Origin of the sequence: Nocardiopsis alborubida (assembly GCF_012396365.1) — a bacterium.
Classification (GTDB): domain Bacteria; phylum Actinomycetota; class Actinomycetes; order Streptosporangiales; family Streptosporangiaceae; genus Nocardiopsis; species Nocardiopsis alborubida.
The window spans coordinates 61,501-80,767 of sequence record NZ_JAAXPG010000004.1; the positions used below are offsets into that span (position 1 = coordinate 61,501).

15 protein-coding genes are annotated in these 19,267 nt (G+C 72.5%); 6 read left to right on the forward strand and 9 right to left on the reverse strand.

Going from position 1 to position 19,267, the window contains the following annotated elements:
- The first annotated feature begins 46 nt into the window (after nucleotides 1-46).
- The 3 genes from rsmG (at nucleotide 47) to HGB44_RS05405 (ending at nucleotide 2,671) form a co-directional block, all read left to right on the forward strand.
- Nucleotides 47-757, forward strand: coding sequence for a 16S rRNA (guanine(527)-N(7))-methyltransferase RsmG (gene rsmG, locus HGB44_RS05395; protein WP_061080797.1), 711 nt, complete (start codon nucleotides 47-49; stop codon nucleotides 755-757).
- Between the two features lie 134 nt (nucleotides 758-891).
- Nucleotides 892-1,707 carry a ParA family protein gene (locus HGB44_RS05400; protein WP_061080798.1) on the forward strand — a complete coding sequence of 272 codons (816 nt, stop codon included), beginning with the start codon at nucleotides 892-894 and terminating at the stop codon, nucleotides 1,705-1,707.
- Nucleotides 1,708-1,735: 28 nt separating this feature from the next.
- Nucleotides 1,736-2,671: a ParB/RepB/Spo0J family partition protein gene (locus tag HGB44_RS05405; RefSeq protein ID WP_061080841.1), complete on the forward strand. Its 936-nt coding sequence runs from the start codon at nucleotides 1,736-1,738 to the stop codon at nucleotides 2,669-2,671.
- A 135-nt stretch (nucleotides 2,672-2,806) separates the two neighbouring features.
- On the opposite strand, the gene trxA is transcribed toward HGB44_RS05405, so the two are convergent.
- Both trxA and trxB read right to left on the reverse strand, forming a co-directional pair.
- Nucleotides 2,807-3,130, reverse strand: a complete 324-nt coding sequence (gene trxA / locus HGB44_RS05410; RefSeq protein ID WP_061080799.1) for a thioredoxin — start codon at nucleotides 3,128-3,130, stop codon at nucleotides 2,807-2,809.
- A 98-nt stretch (nucleotides 3,131-3,228) separates the two neighbouring features.
- Nucleotides 3,229-4,161 carry a thioredoxin-disulfide reductase gene (gene trxB / locus HGB44_RS05415; protein ID WP_061080800.1) on the reverse strand — a complete coding sequence of 311 codons (933 nt, stop codon included), beginning with the start codon at nucleotides 4,159-4,161 and terminating at the stop codon, nucleotides 3,229-3,231.
- A 486-nt stretch (nucleotides 4,162-4,647) separates the two neighbouring features.
- Between trxB and HGB44_RS05420 the strand changes: the two genes are divergently transcribed.
- The gene (locus HGB44_RS05420) at nucleotides 4,648-5,796 is read left to right on the forward strand and encodes a sensor histidine kinase (RefSeq protein WP_061080801.1); all 1,149 of its coding nucleotides are present in this window, start codon (nucleotides 4,648-4,650) and stop codon (nucleotides 5,794-5,796) included.
- Nucleotides 5,793-6,506 (forward strand): response regulator, encoded by a 714-nt coding sequence (locus HGB44_RS05425; protein WP_061080802.1) that lies wholly within the window; start codon nucleotides 5,793-5,795, stop codon nucleotides 6,504-6,506. Before HGB44_RS05420 ends, HGB44_RS05425 begins: the two co-directional genes overlap by 4 nt.
- A gap of 118 nt (nucleotides 6,507-6,624) precedes the next feature.
- Here the strand turns inward: HGB44_RS05425 and HGB44_RS05430 are convergent, their stop codons facing one another.
- From HGB44_RS05430 to HGB44_RS05455, 6 genes are all read right to left on the reverse strand, one after another.
- Nucleotides 6,625-7,545 (reverse strand): hypothetical protein, encoded by a 921-nt coding sequence (locus HGB44_RS05430; protein WP_231972445.1) that lies wholly within the window; start codon nucleotides 7,543-7,545, stop codon nucleotides 6,625-6,627.
- On the reverse strand, nucleotides 7,542-8,168 hold the full coding sequence (gene sigM / locus HGB44_RS05435; protein WP_061080804.1) for an RNA polymerase sigma factor SigM: 627 nt from the start codon (nucleotides 8,166-8,168) through the stop codon (nucleotides 7,542-7,544). Before sigM ends, HGB44_RS05430 begins: the two co-directional genes overlap by 4 nt.
- Before the next feature lie 22 nt (nucleotides 8,169-8,190).
- Nucleotides 8,191-9,831 (reverse strand): protein kinase family protein, encoded by a 1,641-nt coding sequence (locus HGB44_RS05440; RefSeq protein ID WP_061080805.1) that lies wholly within the window; start codon nucleotides 9,829-9,831, stop codon nucleotides 8,191-8,193.
- Between the two features lie 279 nt (nucleotides 9,832-10,110).
- Entirely contained in the window at nucleotides 10,111-11,895 is a 1,785-nt protein-coding gene (murJ, locus tag HGB44_RS05445) for a murein biosynthesis integral membrane protein MurJ (RefSeq protein WP_061080842.1), read from the reverse strand.
- A gap of 159 nt (nucleotides 11,896-12,054) precedes the next feature.
- On the reverse strand, nucleotides 12,055-13,893 hold the full coding sequence (murJ, locus tag HGB44_RS05450; protein ID WP_061080806.1) for a murein biosynthesis integral membrane protein MurJ: 1,839 nt from the start codon (nucleotides 13,891-13,893) through the stop codon (nucleotides 12,055-12,057).
- Between the two features lie 177 nt (nucleotides 13,894-14,070).
- Nucleotides 14,071-16,650 (reverse strand): DUF6049 family protein, encoded by a 2,580-nt coding sequence (locus HGB44_RS05455; RefSeq protein ID WP_061080807.1) that lies wholly within the window; start codon nucleotides 16,648-16,650, stop codon nucleotides 14,071-14,073.
- Nucleotides 16,651-17,008: 358 nt separating this feature from the next.
- On the opposite strand from HGB44_RS05455, the gene HGB44_RS05460 reads away from it, so the two are divergent.
- The gene (locus HGB44_RS05460; RefSeq protein ID WP_061080808.1) at nucleotides 17,009-18,508 is read left to right on the forward strand and encodes a CCA tRNA nucleotidyltransferase; all 1,500 of its coding nucleotides are present in this window, start codon (nucleotides 17,009-17,011) and stop codon (nucleotides 18,506-18,508) included.
- 3 nt (nucleotides 18,509-18,511) lie between these two features.
- Here the strand turns inward: HGB44_RS05460 and HGB44_RS05465 are convergent, their stop codons facing one another.
- The gene (locus HGB44_RS05465) at nucleotides 18,512-19,237 is read right to left on the reverse strand and encodes a class I SAM-dependent methyltransferase (protein ID WP_061080809.1); all 726 of its coding nucleotides are present in this window, start codon (nucleotides 19,235-19,237) and stop codon (nucleotides 18,512-18,514) included.
- Nucleotides 19,238-19,267 lie beyond the last annotated feature (30 nt).

Below are 19,267 nucleotides of genomic sequence, written 5' to 3' on the forward strand. Positions count from 1 at the left end.
GAACCGACATGGAAGTGATGATGGACGAGTTCACAGGTGGTGACCGATGACCTCGGGCACTGAGGAGTCCGGCGCCGCGCTCCCCGCTCCCCCCGCGGAGGCGGAGGCGGTCTTCGGCACCTCCCTGCCGACGGCGCGGCGCTACGCCGAACTGCTCGCCGACGACGGAGTGCGCCGGGGGCTGATCGGGCCGCGTGAGGTCCCCCGCCTGTGGGAGCGGCACCTCATCAACTGCGCGGTCGTGGAGGAGTTGATTCCCGAGGGGGCGGAGGTGGTGGACGTCGGTTCGGGAGCCGGTCTGCCCGGCCTGGTGCTCGGCCTGCTGCGCCCCGACATCCGCATGGTGCTGCTGGAGCCGCTGCTGCGCCGGACGGTCTTCCTCAACGAGGCCGTGGAACTCCTGGATCTGCCCAACGTGGAGGTGCGGCGCGGCCGTGCCGAGGAGGCGCACGGCAAGATCCACACCGACTTCGTCACCGCCCGAGCGGTCGCCCCCCTGAGCCGACTCGCCGGTTGGTCCCTGCCCCTCCTGCGCGAGGGCGGCAGCCTGCTGGCGCTCAAGGGGGAGCAGGCGGAGGCCGAACTGGCCGCCGCGGAGGAAGACGTTTCGAAACTGCGGCCCAGCGTTAGCGATGTGATCAGGGTGGGGCGGGGTAAAGTCGATCCCGCTACCACGGTCGTTCGCGTCACGGTGACCGGTGGTCCGCCCGTGTCGAAGGCGCGCGGCGGCAAGAAGAAGCGCGGACGGAAGAGGTGAACTCCTTCGTGAACCCATCCGACAACCCCGGTGTTTCACGTGAAACATCCTCCTACGGAGACCTGCTCGATGTTTCACGTGAAACGCCGTCCGGGGTTCCCGGCACTCCGCTCGCCCGTGCGGCCCATGAGGCCATGGCGGTTCGCGGGCCCGACGACATCTGGCCCCGGCCCAAGGAATGCCGGGTGATCAGTGTGGCCAACCAGAAGGGCGGCGTCGGCAAGACCACCACGACGGTCAACATCGCGGCCGCCCTGGCGATGCACGGACAGCGCGTCCTCGTGGTCGACCTCGACCCGCAGGGCAACGCGTCCACCGCCCTCAGCATGGAGCGCGACAACCAGACCCGGTCCATCTACCACTGCCTGGTGGAGGACGAGGAGATCCGCAAGCTCGCCCAGCCGGTCCCGGGCATCCCCAACCTGTGGTGCGCCCCCGCGACCATCGACCTGGCGGGCGCCGAGATCGAACTGGTCTCGCTCGTCGCGCGCGAGGCCCGGCTCAAGCGGGCCTTCGCCGCCTACGACACCTCGGACCTGGACTACATCCTCATCGACTGCCCGCCCTCGCTCGGCCTGCTGACGGTCAACGCGATGGTGGCGTGCGACGAGGTCATGATCCCGATCCAGTGCGAGTACTACGCCCTGGAGGGTCTGGGCCAGTTGCTGCGCAACGTGGAGCTCGTCCAGTCCCACCTGAACCCGGGACTGGCGGTCAGCACCATCCTGCTGACGATGTACGACGGCCGGACCCGGCTCTCCCAGCAGGTGGCCGACGAGGTGCGCTCGCACTTCAAGGACACCGTCCTGGAGACGCTGATCCCCCGGAGCGTCCGGGTGTCCGAGGCACCCAGTTACGGCCAGTCGGTGATGACCTACGACCCGGCTTCCAGCGGCGCGGTGGCCTACCTGGAAGCCGCCCGGGAGATCGCCCACAGGGCCAAGGTCTGACAAGCGGAAGAGGAGTGTGGAGGTGCCGGTGAGCCAGCAGCGGCGCGGACTGGGCAAGGGACTGGGGGCACTCATCCCGCAGGGGCCGGCGGCCCCTGCCGCCCCCGCCCCCGCCCCCGAGGAGGAGACCCAGCCCGTCGAGCCACGGGTGGAAGCCCTGCCCGACGGGACGTACCTGGAGGAGGTCGAGCTCAGCTCGATCATCCCCAACCCCCGACAGCCGCGGAAGTACTTCGACGACCAGGCTCTGGAGGAGCTTCGGGACTCGATCAGCGAGGTAGGTCTGCTCCAGCCCATCGTCGTGCGCAAGCTGGAGGGTGAGGGCGGCCCCCGGTACGAGCTCATCATGGGCGAGCGCCGGATGCGTGCCAGCAAGGAGGCGGGGCTCACCCGCGTCCCAGCCATCGTCCGGAGCACCGACGACGACGAGCTGCTCCGCGACGCGCTCCTGGAGAACCTGCACCGGCAGGAGCTCACCCCCCTGGAGGAGGCGGCCGCCTACAAGCAGCTGCTGGACGACTTCGGCGCCACCCACGGGGAGCTGGCCCAGCGGATCGGCCGGTCCCGCTCGCACATCACCAACACCCTGCGGCTGCTGACCCTCCCGCCGAAGGTGCAGACGCGTGTGGCCGCGGGCGTGCTCAGCGCCGGGCACGCGCGGACGCTGCTGAAGGTCGAGGACCCCGACCTCCAGGACCGGTTGGCCGCCCGGGTGGTGGAGGAGGGCATCTCGGTCCGCTCCCTGGAGGAGATGGTCGCCCTGCGGGAGGAGCCCGAGGAGGAGAAGGTCCGACGCGCCCCCATCCGGACCGCCAACCCTCCCCAGGTCGAGGAGTGGGCGTCCCGCCTCTCCGACCGCCTGGACACCACGGTGAAGGTCAACATGGGCAGGCGCAAGGGCAGGATCGTCGTGGAGTTCGCGACGCACGAGGACCTGGAGCGCATCATCAGCCAGATGGGCTGACCCCCTCCTCGGCGATGTTTCACGTGAAACACCGCCGAGGAGGGTCCCGGTACAGCGAAGGACCCCCGGATCCCAGGGATCTCGGGGGTCCTTCTCCGTGCCGGCCGCGGGAGGGCCCGCGGTGCGGGTTCCGGGTTACAGGAACTCCGCGAGCTCCTTCTCCAGGAGGCGCTTGGGCTTGGCGCCGATGATCTGCTTGACGACCTCGCCGTCCTTGTAGAGGTTCATCGTCGGCAGGGACAGCACGTTGTACGAGCGCGGTGTCTCAGGGTTCTTGTCGGTGTTGATCTTGACGACCTCGATCTTGTCGCCGTACTCCTCGGCCAGCTTGTCCAGGACCGGGGCCATCTGCTTGCACGGGCCGCACCAGTCGGCCCAGAAGTCCACCAGGACGGGCTTGTCGCTGGAGAGGACCTCCTCCTTGAAGGTGGCGTCGGTGACGTGCTTGACAGCGGACATGGTTCTCCTTGGTTCGAAGGATCCGGGGCAGGGGGGCGGAGGGAGGGAGCCGGTGGTCGCGGGCCGGGGCCCGCCCCGGCCGGCGGCCGGGGCCGCCTCTAGTTGCCGCGCGCGGCGAGGTAGCGCTCGGCGTCCAGGGAGGCGGAGCAGCCGGTCCCCGCGGCGGTGATCGCCTGGCGGTACTGGTGGTCGACGACGTCGCCCGCGGCGAAGACACCCTCCAGGTTCGTCCGCGTGGACGGGAAGTCCACCTTGACGTAGCCCTCCTCGTCGAGCTCGACCTGCTTGTCGAACAGCTCCACACGCGGGTCGTGGCCGATCGCGACGAACAGCCCGGTCACGTCCAGGGTGCTGGTCTCGCCGGTCTGGGTGTCGAGCACCTTGACACCGGAGACGCGCTCCTCGCCCAGGACCTCGGTGACCGCCGAGTTCCAGAGGAAGGTGATCTTGTCGTTGGCGTGCGCGCGCTCGGCCATGATGCGGCTGGCGCGCAGCTGGTCGCGGCGGTGGATGACGGTCACCGACCTCGCGAACCGGGTGAGGAACAGGGCCTCCTCCATGGCGGTGTCGCCACCGCCGACCACCGCGATGTCCTGGTCGCGGAAGAAGAAGCCGTCGCAGGTGGCGCACCAGGAGGTGCCGCGCCCGGACAGCTCCTTCTCACCGGGGACGCCCAGCTCGCGGTAGCCGGAGCCGGTGGCGAGGATGACCGTGTGGGCGAGGAAGGTCTCACCGCCCGCGACGACCTCCTTGACCGGCTTGGTCAGGTCGACGGCGGTGACGTCCTCCGGCACCAGTTCGGCGCCGAACCGCTCCGCCTGCTTGCGCATGTGGTCCATGAGGTCGGGGCCCATGACACCGTCGGGGAAGCCGGGGAAGTTCTCGACCTCGGTGGTGTTCATCAGCGCGCCGCCGGCGGTGATGGAACCCTCGAACACCAGGGGTCGCAGTTCGGCACGGGCGGCGTACACGGCGGCGGTGTACCCCGCCGGTCCGGAACCGATGATGATGACATTGCGGACGTCACTCACGCTCGTTGGCCCTTCACACAGTCGCTGCCCTGGCCACGCCGTGTGACCTCAGGGGAAGATGGTTAGCACAACCGATGGTAGGCGCAGGGCATTCCCTTCGGGACATCGCCCCAGGTTACGGGGGTGGGGTATGTCGGACGGAGCCCGCCGCGCACCTCCCGGGGCCCCGGTGGAGGAGGCCGCCCACGCGGCGGTGGGGATCCCCGGCCGCCGCGGAGCGGTGGGCGGCCGTGGGCGACGGTCTCCGCGGCGCGACCCCGGGTAGGGTCCGGAAAGCCCCCAGGATCCCCGTTGGCCGCCGTCCAGGGCCCAGCGCACTCCCAGGGTGATCACACCCGCCACGAGCCCCCACGGGGCGTTCAGGGCCAAGGCGGCGACGAAGCCGGTCGGCTACGCGCCGCGTCCCCGGCGGCCTACGCCCGGACGCGTAGCGGCGCGGTCCTGCGGTCCCGCGCCGGTCCGGGGCCGGGTCCGTAGAATCGCCGCATGCCCAGTGACCGCCGGGGCGTCGTGGTCGACGCGCTCTTCGGGTTCGCCGTCTTCGCCGTGGTGGCGATCGCGGTCGCCTCCGACGTCAGCGACACGGGAAACCTGTCGCCGGGGTACGGGGTGGCCGCCGTGCTCGGCGCACTCATGCTGGTCCGGCGCCGCTGGCCGGTCGCGGTCCTGGCGGCCACCTCGGTCCTGGTCGTCGCCAACTACGTGCTCCAGCTGCCCGTCATCGGTCTGGCCGTCCCGGTGGCCGCCGCGCTGTACTCGGCGGCGGAGGCGGGCCGCACCCTGTGGTCGGTGGGCCTGGCCTCCGCACTGGTCCTGGTCTCCACCCTCGTCCGGTTGCAGGAGGGGCAGGACCCCGCCTACCTCCTGGGGTATGAGCTGCCCACCACGGTGGCGGTCATGGGCGCTGCCACGGCCCTGGGCCACGCGCGGTGGCAGCGGCGCCGGGCCGAGCACCAGCGCGTGCGGATCGAGGTCCTCGACAGGCGGGCGCGCGAGTCCGAGGCGGCCGAGCGCCTGGCGCTCGAACGCACCCGCATCGCCCGCGACCTGCACGACGCCGTGGGGCACCACCTCTCCGTGGTGTCCCTGCACGCGGCGGTGGCCGCGGAGGCCCTGGGGGACGACCCGGCGGACGTGTCCCTCGCGCGCGCCGAGCTGGACCACGTGGCGCGGGCGTCGCGGGCGGGCCTGAGCGAGTTGCGCGCCACCGTGCGCGCGCTGCGCGAGGCCGACCCGGGAGACGACCGGGTCTCCTCCCTCGCGCACCTGGACGAACTGGTGGCGACGGTGCGCGCGGCCGGGGTGGACGTGGAGGTGACCGGAGTGCCCGCTCCCGGTGAGGTGCCGGGGATGGTGGAGGCGACCGCCTACCGGATCGTCCAGGAGGCGCTGACGAACACGCTGCGCCACTCGCGTGCCCCTCGGGCGAGGGTGGCATTCTCCAGGAGGGACGGGATGCTCGACGTGACGGTGACCGACGAGGGGACGGCCGCACCGGCCCGGTCCACGGAGGGCAGCGGGCTGGCGGGGATGCGCGAACGGGTGCGCCTGGTCGGCGGGACGGTGGAGGCGGCGCCCCGCCCCTCCGGAGGGTTCGGGGTGCGCGCGCTGCTGCCGATCGGGGGCGACCGGTGATCCGGGTCCTGCTCGTGGACGACCAGCCCCTCGTGCGCACCGGGGTGCGCGCGCTGCTGGAGCGCGACGAGGGGATCGAGGTGGTGGCCGAGTCCGAGAACGGCCGCGAGGCGCTCGTGGACATCGGCCGCCACCGTCCCGACGTGGTCCTGCTCGACCTCCAGATGCCCGCGATGGACGGCCTGGCGGTACTCCGCGAGCTGGAGCGCCGCCGCGGCGGCCCGGCGCCCGGGATCGACAGGTCCACAGGGGCACATGTCGACACGTCGACGGTCGGCGGGGTCCGGGTGGTCGTGCTCACCACGTTCGGCGAGGACGACAACGTGTTCACGGCGCTGAGGCTGGGCGCCTCCGGCTTCCTGCTCAAGGACGCCGGTCCGCGGCAGCTGCGGGACGCGGTCCGCACGGTGGCGGCGGGGGACGCGCTGCTCTCCCCGGGCGTCACCCGGAGGGTGATCGAGCGCCTCGCCGCCACCGCGGCCGATCCCGGGAGCGCCTCCCGGCTGGACGTGCTCACCGACCGGGAGCGCGACGTGCTCGCGCTGGTCGGCCGAGGCATGTCGAACCAGGAGATCGGCGCCGAGCTGCACCTGAGCCCGGCGACCGCGCGCACCCACGTGGGCCGCGTCCTGGCCAAGCTCGGGGTCCGCGACCGGGTCGGCCTGGTGGTGGCCGCCTACGAGACGGGCCTGGTCCGCCCCGGCCGGTGAGCGCGCACCCGTGGGCGGCGGGCGGACCCCGCTCCCGTCCCGCTTCGGCGACATGTCGACACGCCGCCAAGGAGACAAGGCGTCAAGGCGACGCGGAGCACGGGCGGCCCCGGAGCGCTCAGGGAGCCGCCACGGTCTCCTGGTCGAGGACCTTCGGCCCGGAGCCGCCGCCCCGCCCGCAGGCCGGGTCGACCACGTACACCTCGAACCGCTCTCCCCGAGGGGAGAACAGCACCCACGCGGGGGAGTCCCCGTCGCCGTAGTGGGCGTCGTCGACCAGGGTGAAGTGCCCGCCGAACTCCTCGCCGAGGAGCACCACGCACTCCTGCACGCCGGGGGGCGCCGCCTCGACGGCCAGGGGACCGGTCTCCGCGCTTCCGTCGGCCCCGCCGTCGCCCCCGGCTCCGGGCGGTCCGCCCACGGGGGACAGGTCGAGCGTCCGGGCGGCCTGCTCGGGCAGGGACGCCTCGGTGTAGACGGTCTCGCTCCGCACCACCTGCGGCATGTAGGACTGCGCCGTGTCCGGGGCGTTCTCCGAGCCGTTCTCCGCCAGCGGGGCCGCGACGCCGCTCTCCCCGTCCTGGCCTCCCGGCGTGAGCACGCCGTTGAACAGGGCCGCGCCGCCGCCTCCCACGACGATCGCCGCGGCGGCGGCCAGCATCATCAGCCGGGGCGCGCTGAACCTCCGCCCGGCCCGGGGGCGGCGTGTGATAGGGGTCACCGTGGCGCCGCCGGACACCGGGTCGCTCCCGGCCGACGACGGTTCGGGGCCCGGCGCGGCGCCCGCGCCGGCGGGAGCGCCCGCCGCGCGCTCGCGCACCGCCTCCGCGACGCGCTGGTCGAGGAGGTCGGCCACGTCCCGGGGCAGGGCGGGAACCGGTGCGGCGGCCAGCGCCTCGGCCACCCCGGTGAGCTCCCCCAGGGTCGCCGCGCAGGTCGCGCAGGTGTCTATGTGGACTGCGACGGTGCGTTCCTCGTCGGGCTCCAGGAGCTCCTCGGCGAAGAAGGCGAGTGCCTCCACGTCTGGATGGGACGTCACGATGGGTTGGCACCTCCTCTCCCAGTTGTGACGTCTCCGGCCTGTCGAGGGTTCCTCAGATGGGCCAGCGACGGGAGAAGTCTGGCGCGACCTCGCGCACACCTGCTCTTGACCGTCCCCGACGCCACGTCGAGGATCTGCGCGGCCTCCTCCACCCGGTAGCCGAGCATGTCCACGAGGGTCAGCGCCATGCGCTGGTCCAGCGGGAGCAGGTCCAGCGCGGCGTTGACGTCCAGGCGCGTCTCGGTCTGCGAGGCGTGGTCCGGGCCCCCTCCCGTACGGCCGAGCCGGTCGTTGGACATGACGTCCAGGGTCTCGTCCTCGGTCGGGGTGGCCGGTCGCACCTTGCGGCGGCGCAACCGGTCGTGGCAGGCGTTCACCACGATCCGGTGCAGCCACGTGCTCACCTGCGCCTCGCCGCGGAAGCGGTCGGCGGCGCGGAACGCGGACAGGAACGCGTCCTGGAGGGCGTCGGAGGCCTCCTCGCGGTCTCCCATCATGCGCACGGCGACAGCCCAAAGGCGCTCGCGGTGCCGACGCACCAGGACCGCGAAGGCCTGGTCGTCGCCCTGAGCGTGCCTCGTCAACAGCTCCCGGTCAGGAAGCTCCTGGACCGCGTCCATCAGTACCCGATCACGTACCCCGCTACTCGACGCCCCGTACCTCGGCCTCGTAGACCGTCCCCCTCCACTCGCCGGACCCGGCCAGCTCGGTGAACCAGACCACGACGTAGCGTGCCTCGACCGGTTCGTCGAGGGTGACGACCTGGGATCCGCCCTCGCCCGCCCCGACGACCTCGTAACCGTCCTCGCTGTCCGAGTCGGTCTCGCCGGCCAGGATCTGGAACTCGTAGCCGCTGCCGCCGAGGTTGAGGTCGACCTCGTGGACCTCGCGGACGGCGCCGAGGTCGAGCTGGAGTCCGACGCCGGGCTTGATGTCGCTGAGCGGGTCCCTGTAGCCCTGGGTGTTCCACTCGGTGGCGGTGTCCCCGTCGTGGGCGCGGCCCGCCTTGTCCGAGTGCTCGTCGGTGTTGCCGTGCGGGTTGAGGCCGCGTGACCCCTGGATCTCCAGCGGGCTCAGCTCCACCTCCCCGCCGCCGTCCGAGGCCTGGCCGCCGCCGCCCTCGGGCGGGGCCTCCTCGCCTCCGCCCGCGCTGAACATCGTCCCGACCGTCCAGGCGCCGACGACCACACCGGCGAACAGCACCAGGGCCGCCACGCCGACCAGGATCTTGCGGAGCGAGGGCTGCGTGCGCGCGGTCCGCTGCTCCATCCGGGAGGGACCCTGCCGTTCACGCACCTCGGAGCCGCCCCGGACGGAGGCGCCGCCCCGCGAGGCGGAGCTCGTCCGTCCGACGGAACCGTGGCGGGCCTCCTGGTCGTCCCGTGCGCCCGCGGCCCCGCCGCGGGTACCCCGTGGGCTTCGGCGCGGGCCGGTGCTGTCGAACTCGCCGGTGCGCCGGGAGGTCCCGGGCACGGGCGGGGCCGACTCGGCCTGGGTGACGGGCAGGGGGATGAGCCTGGGCACCTCGGCCATGGCCGCGCAGAAGTCGGCCGGCGAGGCGATGGGCGGTCCGGGCACCAGCTGCCCCGCGAGCTGCGGCAGGGCGGCGCGCGTGGTGATGGTGCCCAGGGGCTCGGTGACGCCCTGTCGGATGTGGTGGGGAGGGTAGGGGCCCGCGGGGCCCTCGGGTGCGGCGGGCAGGCCGCTCTGCGGGCCGCCGGGCCAGTGCCCGGTGAGCGCCGCGTAGAGCAGGTTGCCCAGCCCCTGGGCGTCGGTGGCCGCGGGGTCGGGGTTGCCGGCGCCCAGCAGGGCGGCGTCCACACCGATGCCGGTCACCTTGACCGCGCCGCCGCTGCTCCACATGAGCTTGCTCGGCGTCAGGCACAGGTGGTGCAGGCCTCCGGCGTGCGCGGCGGCGATCGCCTCGGCGGCCTCGGCGACCAGTCCGGCGGCGCGCTCGGGCTCCATGGGGCCCTGCGCGAGGAGGTCGGCCAGGGAGGAGCCGATGACCCACTCCTCGACCACGTAGGGGACGGGGGAGGAGTCGTCGGCGTCGAAGACCTGCGTGACGCGGGCGTCGGGAATGCGGCTCGTGGCCCGGGCGGCGCGCACGACCTCGGAGGTGCGCGGGAAGCCCTCGGCGAAGGTCCACACCGCCACGGGACGCGCGAGCGTCTCGTCGGTGGCCTTCCAGCGTGTGGCGCCGCCGGTCTCGCTCACCACTTGGTCTAGGCGGTAGCGGTTGGCCAGCTTCGCACCGGGTTCGATGAGGAAGGTGCTCATGATGGGAGTGACGGGTGCCAGTGCCGTGGTTTCGCGTGCGTCCGCGCTCCCTGGCCGTCTGCGGACCGGAGCGGTACGGGGTGCGCGCGAGGGGTCCGTCGGCCCTGCCTGCTGTCCCCAGCCTCCCTTCGGGCAGTTCGGTTGAACAATGCGGTAGCGGTAAAGCGATGCCTGTCCATGCTAGGACGCGTGAACAGCATCTTCGGAGGACAACGGATACTCGGCCACCTTCCGGTGCGTAACGGAGCGGGTCCGCTCAATCTCAGCTATTCCTGGTGATCAGCGGCGTCGCAACCGGGTTTTGAGCAAATCGAGGAAGGATGTGACTTCTGTCACTTTGAGGAGCTTTGCGGTCACCACGAACAGCACGGCTCCGACGACGCCTCCCGCCGCCATCGCCGCCAGACCCGGCCAGACCTCGCCCGGCAGGTCCCGGAAGAGGTAGATCATCGCCACCCCGAAGGCCGCCGACGGGACGGCGGCCAGGTGCAGCCGGAACAGCGTGGCCGCTGTCCGGCGCCCGTCCAGGCCGTTGAGCCGCCGGTGCAGCATGCACCACATGACGACGGAGCCGACGATGTAGTACAGGCCGTACGGTACGGGAAGCCACACCACGACGTGCTGCGGTTCCACAAGGAACAGCAGGCCGATCGCCGTGGCCGCGTGGGCGATCTCGGAGGGGATCGACACCAGGGCCGGGGTCCGGGTGTCGCCCAGAGCGTAGAACACGCGCATCTGGAGCTGGAAGAGCGTGAACGGGATCAGCATCACGCAGAAGACCATGAGGATGCGCCCGATCGCGGCCGCGTCCTCCGCGCTCGTGCTGCCCTGCGCGTAGATCAGCACGCAGAACGGGATCGCGAAGACGATCATCGCGACCGAGAGCGGCGCGATCAGCACCGAGGACAGCCGGAAGCCGCGCGAGAAGTCGCTGCGCACCTGGTCCTTGCGGCCCGCGGCGACGTGCTCGCTCATCCTGGGCAGCAGCGCGGTGATCACCGAGACCGCGATGACCGCGTACGGGAGCTGGAAGAGCATCGACGCGAACTTGTACGCCGCGATGCCCGCGCCGGAGTCGAAACCCGCCTCGGCGGCCAGGGCGCCCGCGCGGGTGGCCACGTTGGTGGAGACCAGCGCCCCCACCTGCGCGACGACGATGTAGAGCATCATCCACGAGGCGGCTCCGGCCGCCTCGCCCAGGCCCGAGCCCCGCAGGTCCAGGCGCGGGCGCCATCGGAAGCCCGCCGCGGCCAGCGCCCACACCAGGACGGCGGCCTGGACCACCTGCCCCAGGGCGGTGCCCAGCCCCAGCAGCATCAGCTGGCCGTCGGTGACGGTCTCGGGGGTGCGCCCCGGGCCGGCGAGGTTCAGGAACCACACGCAGACGCCGATGATGACCAGGTTGTTCAGCACCGGCGCCCACATGGGAGCGCCGAACCTGTTGCGCGCGTTGAGCATCGCGCTGGCCAGCCCGCTCGCGCCGATGAAGAAGATCTGCGTGACCAGGTACCGGGCCAGGACGACCGAGACCTCGTACTGGGCCCCGGAGAAGCCGCCCGCGTAGATGCGGATGAACCACTCCGCGACCAGCACCGACACCAGGGTGAGGGCGAACAGCACCAGCAGCATCAGGGTGACCAGGCGCTGCTCGACGCCGTTGCCCCCGTCGGCGTCCAGCTTGCGCCGCTTGACCAGGAACGGCACGAACACGCTGGCCAGCAACCCGCCGATGAGCAGGTCGTAGATCATGTACGGGACCATGCCCGCCGTCTGGTAGGCGTCGCCCAGCAGCTGGGTGCCGATCGCCGCCGCCAGGATGATGGTGCGCACGAACCCGGTGACACGGGAGACGATGGTGCCCAGCGCCATGATCGCGCTCGACCGGGCGAGGTTGCCCGGCGCCGTGTGGGAGGTACCGCCGATCTCGTCGCCGTCCTCCAGGCGGTCGGCGGTACCCACGTCGCCGATGTCGCTCGGGTCCCGGAGCGTGCGCAGTCCGGTCTCGGGCTCGGTGCCCGGCTCCTCGCGCTCGTAGGTGTCGAGCACGTCCTCCGGCATCACCATGGCGGGCCGCCGCCGGGGTCTGGCCCCGTCGGGAGGATCGGCGTCCCCGGGGGACGTCCGCTGAGGCAGGTCGCTGGACACCGTCGTGCTGTCCTTCACTCTCGTTCGGGCGGCTTCGGGGCCTCGGCGGGTCAGGGCCGGGGGAGGGGGGTCACGGCATCAACGACGCAGCCGGGCGCGAACCAGTTCCACGGCCCCGGTCAGCTCCGGGACGCGCAGCAGCCGCGCGCACCCCAGGAAGAGCAGCGCGCCCAGGACGCATCCGGCGGCCGGGGCACCGACGTAGGCGGCCAGACCGGGGCCCACGTAGGTGTCGAAGGCCCAGAGCACACCGAGGCCGGCCGCGATACTCGGGACGACGGCCAGGTGCAGGCGCAACAATGTGCCAATGACGTGCTTGCCGTCAAGCCCCCCGATGCGCCGGCTCAGCACGATTCCGGCGATGGTCAGACCGGACAGGAACGAGACCATGAAGCCCGCGGCCACGCCCACGACCACCAGGTTCGGCGGAAGCACCAGGTAGGACGTCAGCGCCAGGGCGCTGTGCACGGCCAGGTTGGCGATGCCGATCATGGCGGGGGTGCGGGTGTCGCCCATGGCGAAGAACACGCGCAGCATGAGCTGGAACACGGTGAAGGGCACCAGGCCCAGCGACATGACCGCGAGGATCTGGCCGATGCTCTCCGCGTCGTCCACCGAGATGGACCCGCGCGCGAAGGCCAGGACGGACAGCGGCTCGGCGAACATCGCCACCGCGAAGGCGGTCGGCACCAGCACGAACGCGGACACGCGCAGGGTGCGGGAGAAGTCCGCGCGGACGGCGTCCCAGTCGTGGTCGTCGGCGTGGGCGCTCATCCGGGGCAGCAGCACGGTGATGAGGGAGACCGCGATGATCGCGTACGGCAGCTGGAAGAGCTGGTACGCCAGGTTGTAGGCGCTGATGCCCGCGCCGACGTCCAGGCCCTCCCTGATGCTCGCCACGTTCGCGGCGTTGGCGATGTTGGTGGTGATCCACAGCCCGGCCTGGGTGAGCAGGGTGTAGAGCATCATCCACCCGGCGGTGCGCACGGCCTCGCCGAGCCCGGAGCCGCGCAGGTCCAGGCGGGGGCGCCAGCGGTAGCCGGTGCGGGACAGGGCCACGAACAGCACCACCGCCTGGAGCGCCATACCGCCAGCGGTGCCCGCGCCCAGCAGGGTCAACTGGCCGTCGGTGACGGTCTCGGGCGTGCGGCCCGGACCGGCCACCCACAGGAACACGCCCGCCACGCTCATGATGACGAGGTTGTTCAGCACCGGGGCCCACACGGCCGCGCCGAACCTGCCCCGGGTGTTGAGCATGGCGCTCAGCAGGCCGCTCATGCCCACGAAGAAGATCTGCGCCAGCAGGTACCGCGCGAGGTAGACCGAGGCGTCGAACTGGACCGGCGTGAACCGGGAGCCGTACAGCCAGATGAGGAGCTCGGCGGCCGCGATCGCGACCGCGGTGAGCAGCAGCAGCGCCAGCAGCGTGGTGGTGAACAGGCGGTCCTCGGTGGCCTTGCCGCCGTCCGCGTCACGCTTACGCCGCTTGACCAGGAACGGGATGATGACGCTGGCCATCAGCCCGCCGATGAGCAGGTCGTTGAGGATGAAGGGGATCGTGTGCGCCGTGTGGTAGGCGTCACCGAGCAGGTGGGTGCCGATCGCGGCGCCGAGCACGATGGTGCGGGCGAAGCCGGTGATCCGGGAGGCCAGGGTGCCCACGGCCATGATGGCGCTGGAGCGCATCATGCCGCCGCCGCCCGACCCGGTGTCCCCGCCCTGGTCGGAGCCGCCGCCGGAGTCCCCTCCGGACCCGCCCCCGGGGGCGGGTCCGGAGTCGCTGACGGGACCCGGCACCTCGCCCTCCTCGAAGGTGGGAGCGGGGCCGCTCTCGGGGCGGACCGCGCTCGGGAGCGGCGTTTGCGGCTGGGGGCGTCGGCGGTGTTTTCCGCCGCCGTTCGAAGAGTCGGTGACCACCGTGGATCAGGCTTCCTTTCGTCCGACTGGGGAATGTCCGGCCGCGGCGCCGTGGTCCGGCGTCCGCGGGTCGGCCACGCGGGTGCGGACCGCGTGCGCCGACATGGAGACGTGCGGGTGTGTCGACATGGCGTCCTGTCGGTAGGGAGCCATGTCACCCTCTCCGGAACCGCTGGGTCACGTTCCCGTGCCCTCGCGGCCCCGCTCCGCGCCGCCCTGCGCCGCGGCCGGGGAGTCGGCCTCCTCGGGGCCGGAGGGGTCCTCCGGCCGTTCGGCGTCCTCGTCCCCGCCCGCTCCCTCGGGCGGGGAGGCGTCCTCCGACGGGGAGGGGCCCCCGTCCGAGTCGGAGGCGGTGTCCCGGTCCACCGGGGAGGGGTCGCCCTCGGACGCGTCCTCGGAGGACGTTCCCTCCGAGCGTGGGACGTCCGCGGGGTCCGCTGTGTTCGCGCCGTCCCGGTCCGTCCCGGCGGCGGTTCCCGCGGTCCCGGAGGCCTCGGCGGTTCCGGCGGCGGCCTTGCTGCGGACCCACTTGCGCAGCGCGCGGGGGGCCAGGGCCGCGACGAGGATCAGCAGGCCGATACCGCTGATGGCCAGCGCCTGGGTGCCCAGGCCGGTGGCGTTCACCGGGATCTCGACGTCCTGGCTGCTGATCGGCTCGCCCTCGGAGTTCTGCAGGCCCACGTTGAGGACGGTGCGGCCGTTGACCCGGGCCGACAGCGGAATGTAGACCGTGGTCCTGGTGCCCGGCTCCAGCTCGAAGGAGTGGTTGTACTCGCCGACGCTCAGACGGTCGGAGTTCTCGGAGAAGACCGACAGGTTCACGAAGACGGTCTCCTCCTCCAGGTCGTTGGCGACCAGGACGCCGGTGGTGCCGGTCCGGCTGGCCAGGGTGACCGGCTCGCCGGGGATGACCCGCACGTCGTTCATGCGGTCCTGCACGTCCTGGGCGACCAGGGAGCGTGCGGCGCCCGCCATGGCCTCCTCCTCACGCCAGTACACCGACTCCAGGCGCAGCAGCGCCGGGCGGAACGGGTCGCTGTCGCCGACCAGGACGCTGTTGAACAGGCGCACGTCCCGGCTCACGTCCTCGACCAGCTCCAGGTAGGTGGAGCTGAGCTCCTCCCCGCGCGCGCTGTCGGGGTAGGTCAGGGACCGGCGGGTCTGCTCGTGCTCACCGGCGTCGGGCGGTTCGACCTCGTCCAGCCTCTGCGGGGACAGCCACGGCAGGTCCTCGGAGGCGGCCAGCACGCCCTGGGCGAACTCGGCTCCGGGGTTCCAGTCGGACTCCGGCGAGGCGACGACCACCCGGTCGCCCCCGGCGTTCTCGCCCGCGATCATCGCGGTCTCGGCGGCGAAGCGCTGGAGGGCGAGCTCGGACTGGCCCGGCTCCCCGGTGGGCATGGACAGCACGTCGGTGATGCCCTCGTCGGCGACCAGCGCGAACGGCTCCTCCGAGGTCTCCTCCTCCGGCGCGGGCAGCGGGGCCTGCGCGGTGGGGGTCGCGGACAGCCAGGACGCGGCGGGCAGGGCGCTCTCGTCCAGCAGGAAGCGGGTCGCGCCGTGCGAGGCGAGCAGCTGGTAGACGCCGCGGTCCATCAGACCGTTCGGGGGCAGGGCGAAGGTCTCGTCGGCCTCCGTCCCCAGTGCGCGCAGGACCGCCTCCTGGCCGACCCTCAGGGCCGCCTCGGCGTCTGAGCCCGTGTCGTGCCGCAGCAGGGCGGCCAGATCGGCCCGGGCGTAGGGGGTGGCGACGACGTTGTCGGCGGCCAGTAGGCGGCGGGCCTCGCGCAGCCACACCTGGGCCGCCTCGTTGGCCTCCGCGTCGTTGCGCACGGGGTCGGACCCGGCGGGCACGGCGAGGGGGTCCTCCACGACCGAGTGCCCGGAGGAGGCCATGCGCAGGATGTCGTCGAGCGTGCCGGGGTCCACGGCCCAGGTGACCGGCACCCCCTCGGTGCGCTCGGTGGTCTCCTCGGCGGACCCGTCCTCGTCCTCCGCCTCCTCCGCGCCCTCGCCGGTGGCCTCCTCCGTGGGGAGGGCCTCCGCGGTCTCCTCCGCGGTGGCGGTGCCCTCGGAGGGCTCCGCGGACTCCTCGTCCAGGCCCAGCAGCTCGACCAGGTCCTCCTCCCCGGCCTCGAAGGACACCGGCGCCTGCGCCCCCGCGGCCAGCAGGCGGCCCAGGCGGCCGTCGGCGGTGACCGACGAGTGCAGGCCGTCGTCGAGGAAGGTGTTCTCGTCCGCGCGCTGGGGCGGCGCCATCAGCGGCCACACCCAGGCGATGTCGACGGAGGGGACGTCGTCCCCCCCGCCCGTGTAGGGAAGGAAGGTGTACTGGGAGCCGATGACCCGACCGTCCCCGTCCACGGCCTCGACGACCAGCGGGTACACGCCGTAGGAGTCCAGGCCCAGGTCCTCGACCGGCGCGCTCAGGGAGTACTCGGCGCTGGCCTCGGGGGCCAGCTCCGCGGTGACCTCCTCGTCGGGTCCCGGCGCGTCGGGCTGCCAGCCCTCGCCCGTGGCGAACTCGTCCAGCTCGCCGCGGTCGCTGAAGGGGTGCCGCGAGTAGCTGAGCCGCACGCTGACGTCGCTCAGGGCCTCGGAGGTGGTGTTGGTCACCTCGCCGGTGACCCGCAGGGTGCTGTCCTCGTCGGCCGCGTCCGGTGTGACGCGCTCGACGACGAGCGGATCGGCCGCCCCTTCGGGCTCCGCGTTCGCGGACGTGGCCGGTATCGGAAGCAGCGCGGTGGTGAAGGCCATGACCACCGTCGCGGAGGCAAATCGACGCAACGCTTGACCGGTTTCCTGACTCGGGTCCAGGTGGCCGTCCCGCCGGTGACGCGGTGCGGGGGGACGGTCGGAAGTACCCGCACGGCGCACACGGCGTACGCGGGTCGGGTGGACGCGGGGCAACCGGGGCGTCCCACCACTCCCCCCGAAGATACCGCCTTCCCCGTGCGTGGAGTCGGGTCGCCGCCGCCGCGCGGCGTGTGCGGGGAACCGGCTTCCCCACCGAACGGCGGCGGTCCGCCGGGGCGGCCGCCGATCCGTGTACGGACCGGTTCCGGGAGGTGGGGACGATTCGCGGTTTGCCTCGGGCGCCGCCTAGTCTCGTGGTGTGCCGAACACAGAGTTTTCGCGGGAGAGCGACGCCGCCCAGCAGCCGGACGCCGGGGACGCACCGGGTCCGGGTGCGCTGACCGGTGCGCAGCGTGCGGCGATCACGGCGTTGGCGGACTCCTTCCCGACCGTCTCGGAGGAACTCGGCGACCGCTTCGCCGCGCACGGCCAGCAGCTCGCCCTCGTCGGCGGGCCGGTGCGCGACGCGCTCCTCGGCAGGCCCGCCAACGACGTGGACCTGACCACCGACGCGGTGCCCCAGCGCATCCTGGAACTCGTGGACGGCTGGGCCGACTCCGTGTGGACCGTCGGCATCGACTTCGGCACCGTGGGCCTGCGCAAGAAGGGCCTCCAGCTGGAGATCACCACCTACCGCAGCGAGTCCTACTCGCCCAAGTCCCGCAAGCCCGAGGTGGCCTACGGCACCGACATCCACAACGACCTGCTGCGCCGCGACTTCACCGTCAACGCCATGGCGGTGCGTCTGCCCGGCCTGGAGTTCGTCGACCCGTTCGGCGGCCTGTCCGACCTGCGGGACAAGGTGCTGCGCACACCCGGAAGGCCCGAGGACTCCTTCAGCGACGACCCGCTGCGCATCATGCGCGCGGTCCGCTTCGCCGCCCAGCTCGGCTTCACCCTGGCGCCCGAGGTGGCCGAGGCCGCCCGGGGCATGGCCGACCGGCTCTCCATCGTCTCCGCCGAGCGCGTCCGCGACGAGCTGACCAAGCTCATGCTCAGCCCCGACCCGCACCGCGGCGTCGAGCTCATGGTGGAGCTGGGCATCGCCCAGTACGTGATGCCGGAGATCCCCAGGCTGCGCCTGGAGATCGACGAGCACCACCGGCACAAGGACGTCTACGAGCACTCGCTCACCGTCCTGGACCAGGCGATCGAGCTGGAGGCGAAGCGGGGCCACGAGCCCGACCTGGTGCTGCGCCTGGCGGCTCTGCTGCACGACGTCGGCAAGCCCAAGACACGCGCCTTCGAGTCCGGGGGACGGGTGACCTTCCACCACCACGAGGTGGTGGGAGCCTCGATGAGCCGAAAGAGGCTCACCGCGCTGCGCTTCCCCAAGGACGTGGTGTCCGACGTCAGCACCCTGGTCGAACTGCACCTGAGGTTCCACGGCTACGGCAGGGGTGAGTGGACCGACTCCGCGGTCCGCCGGTACGCCCGCGACGCCGGTGCGCAGCTGGAGCGGCTGCACATCCTCACCCGCGCCGACTGCACCACCCGCAACCGCCGCAAGGCGGCGGCGCTGGCGCGCTCCTACGACGACATCGAGCGGCGCATCGAGCTGCTCGCCGAGCAGGAGGAGCTGGACCGCATCCGCCCGGACCTGGACGGCAACGAGATCCAGGAGATCCTGGGTGTCAAGCCGGGGCCCGTGGTCGGCCGCGCGTACCGCTTCCTGCTGGAACTGCGCCTGGAGAACGGCCCGATGGGCAGGGAGGCGGCGACCGAGGAGCTGCGCGCCTGGGCGGCCGAGCACCTGTGAGGGTCAGCGGCCCGGCTTGACCGCCGTGACCGCCATGGCCATGCCGAACACGCGCAGCGGAGTGCCCTCCAGGGTGTCGGACAGGGTCTGCAACGCCGTGGTGCGCCGGTCGAACGGCGGCATCAGGTAGTCGATGGCGCGCACGCGCAGCCCGGCGCCCCGCAGCAGGCGCCCCATCTGCTGGGTGGTGAACGAGCGCGCGTCCGACATGTGCGCGTGCAGGGGGCCGATCCAGGGCAGGAAGGGCGCGGTGAGCGCCGAGCGCCGCCGACCGCCCCAGAGCACGCCGTGGGCCTCGAAGGGGAACCAGCGGTTGGGCGCGGTCAGGGAGAGCGCGCCGCCCGGCTTGAGGACGCGGCGGACCTCGCTGAGGGCGCCCTCCAGGTCATCGGCGTGCTCGACCACCTCGAACGCGGTCACGCGGTCGAAGGTGTTGGCGTCGAAGGCCAGCGCGTCGGCGGACATCTTGTGGATGCCGATCCGGTCCTCCAGCCCGGTGCCCGCGATGCGCCCGGCGAACGCGTCGAGCCGCTCTGGTTCGAGGTCGATCGCGTCCACGCGCACGTAGCCCCCGGCCAGTTCGACCGTGTGGACGCCGTCGCCGCAGCCCACGTCGAGCAGGCGGTCGCCGCGGACGGGCAGCTGCCGGGACACCGCCCCGACGCGCTTGACCACCCCCCGCGGCCCGAAGGCGCTGGAGGCGTCGCCCAGTGCGTCACCGCTGTGCATGGAGAACCATCCCCGCTGTCGACAAGTCTC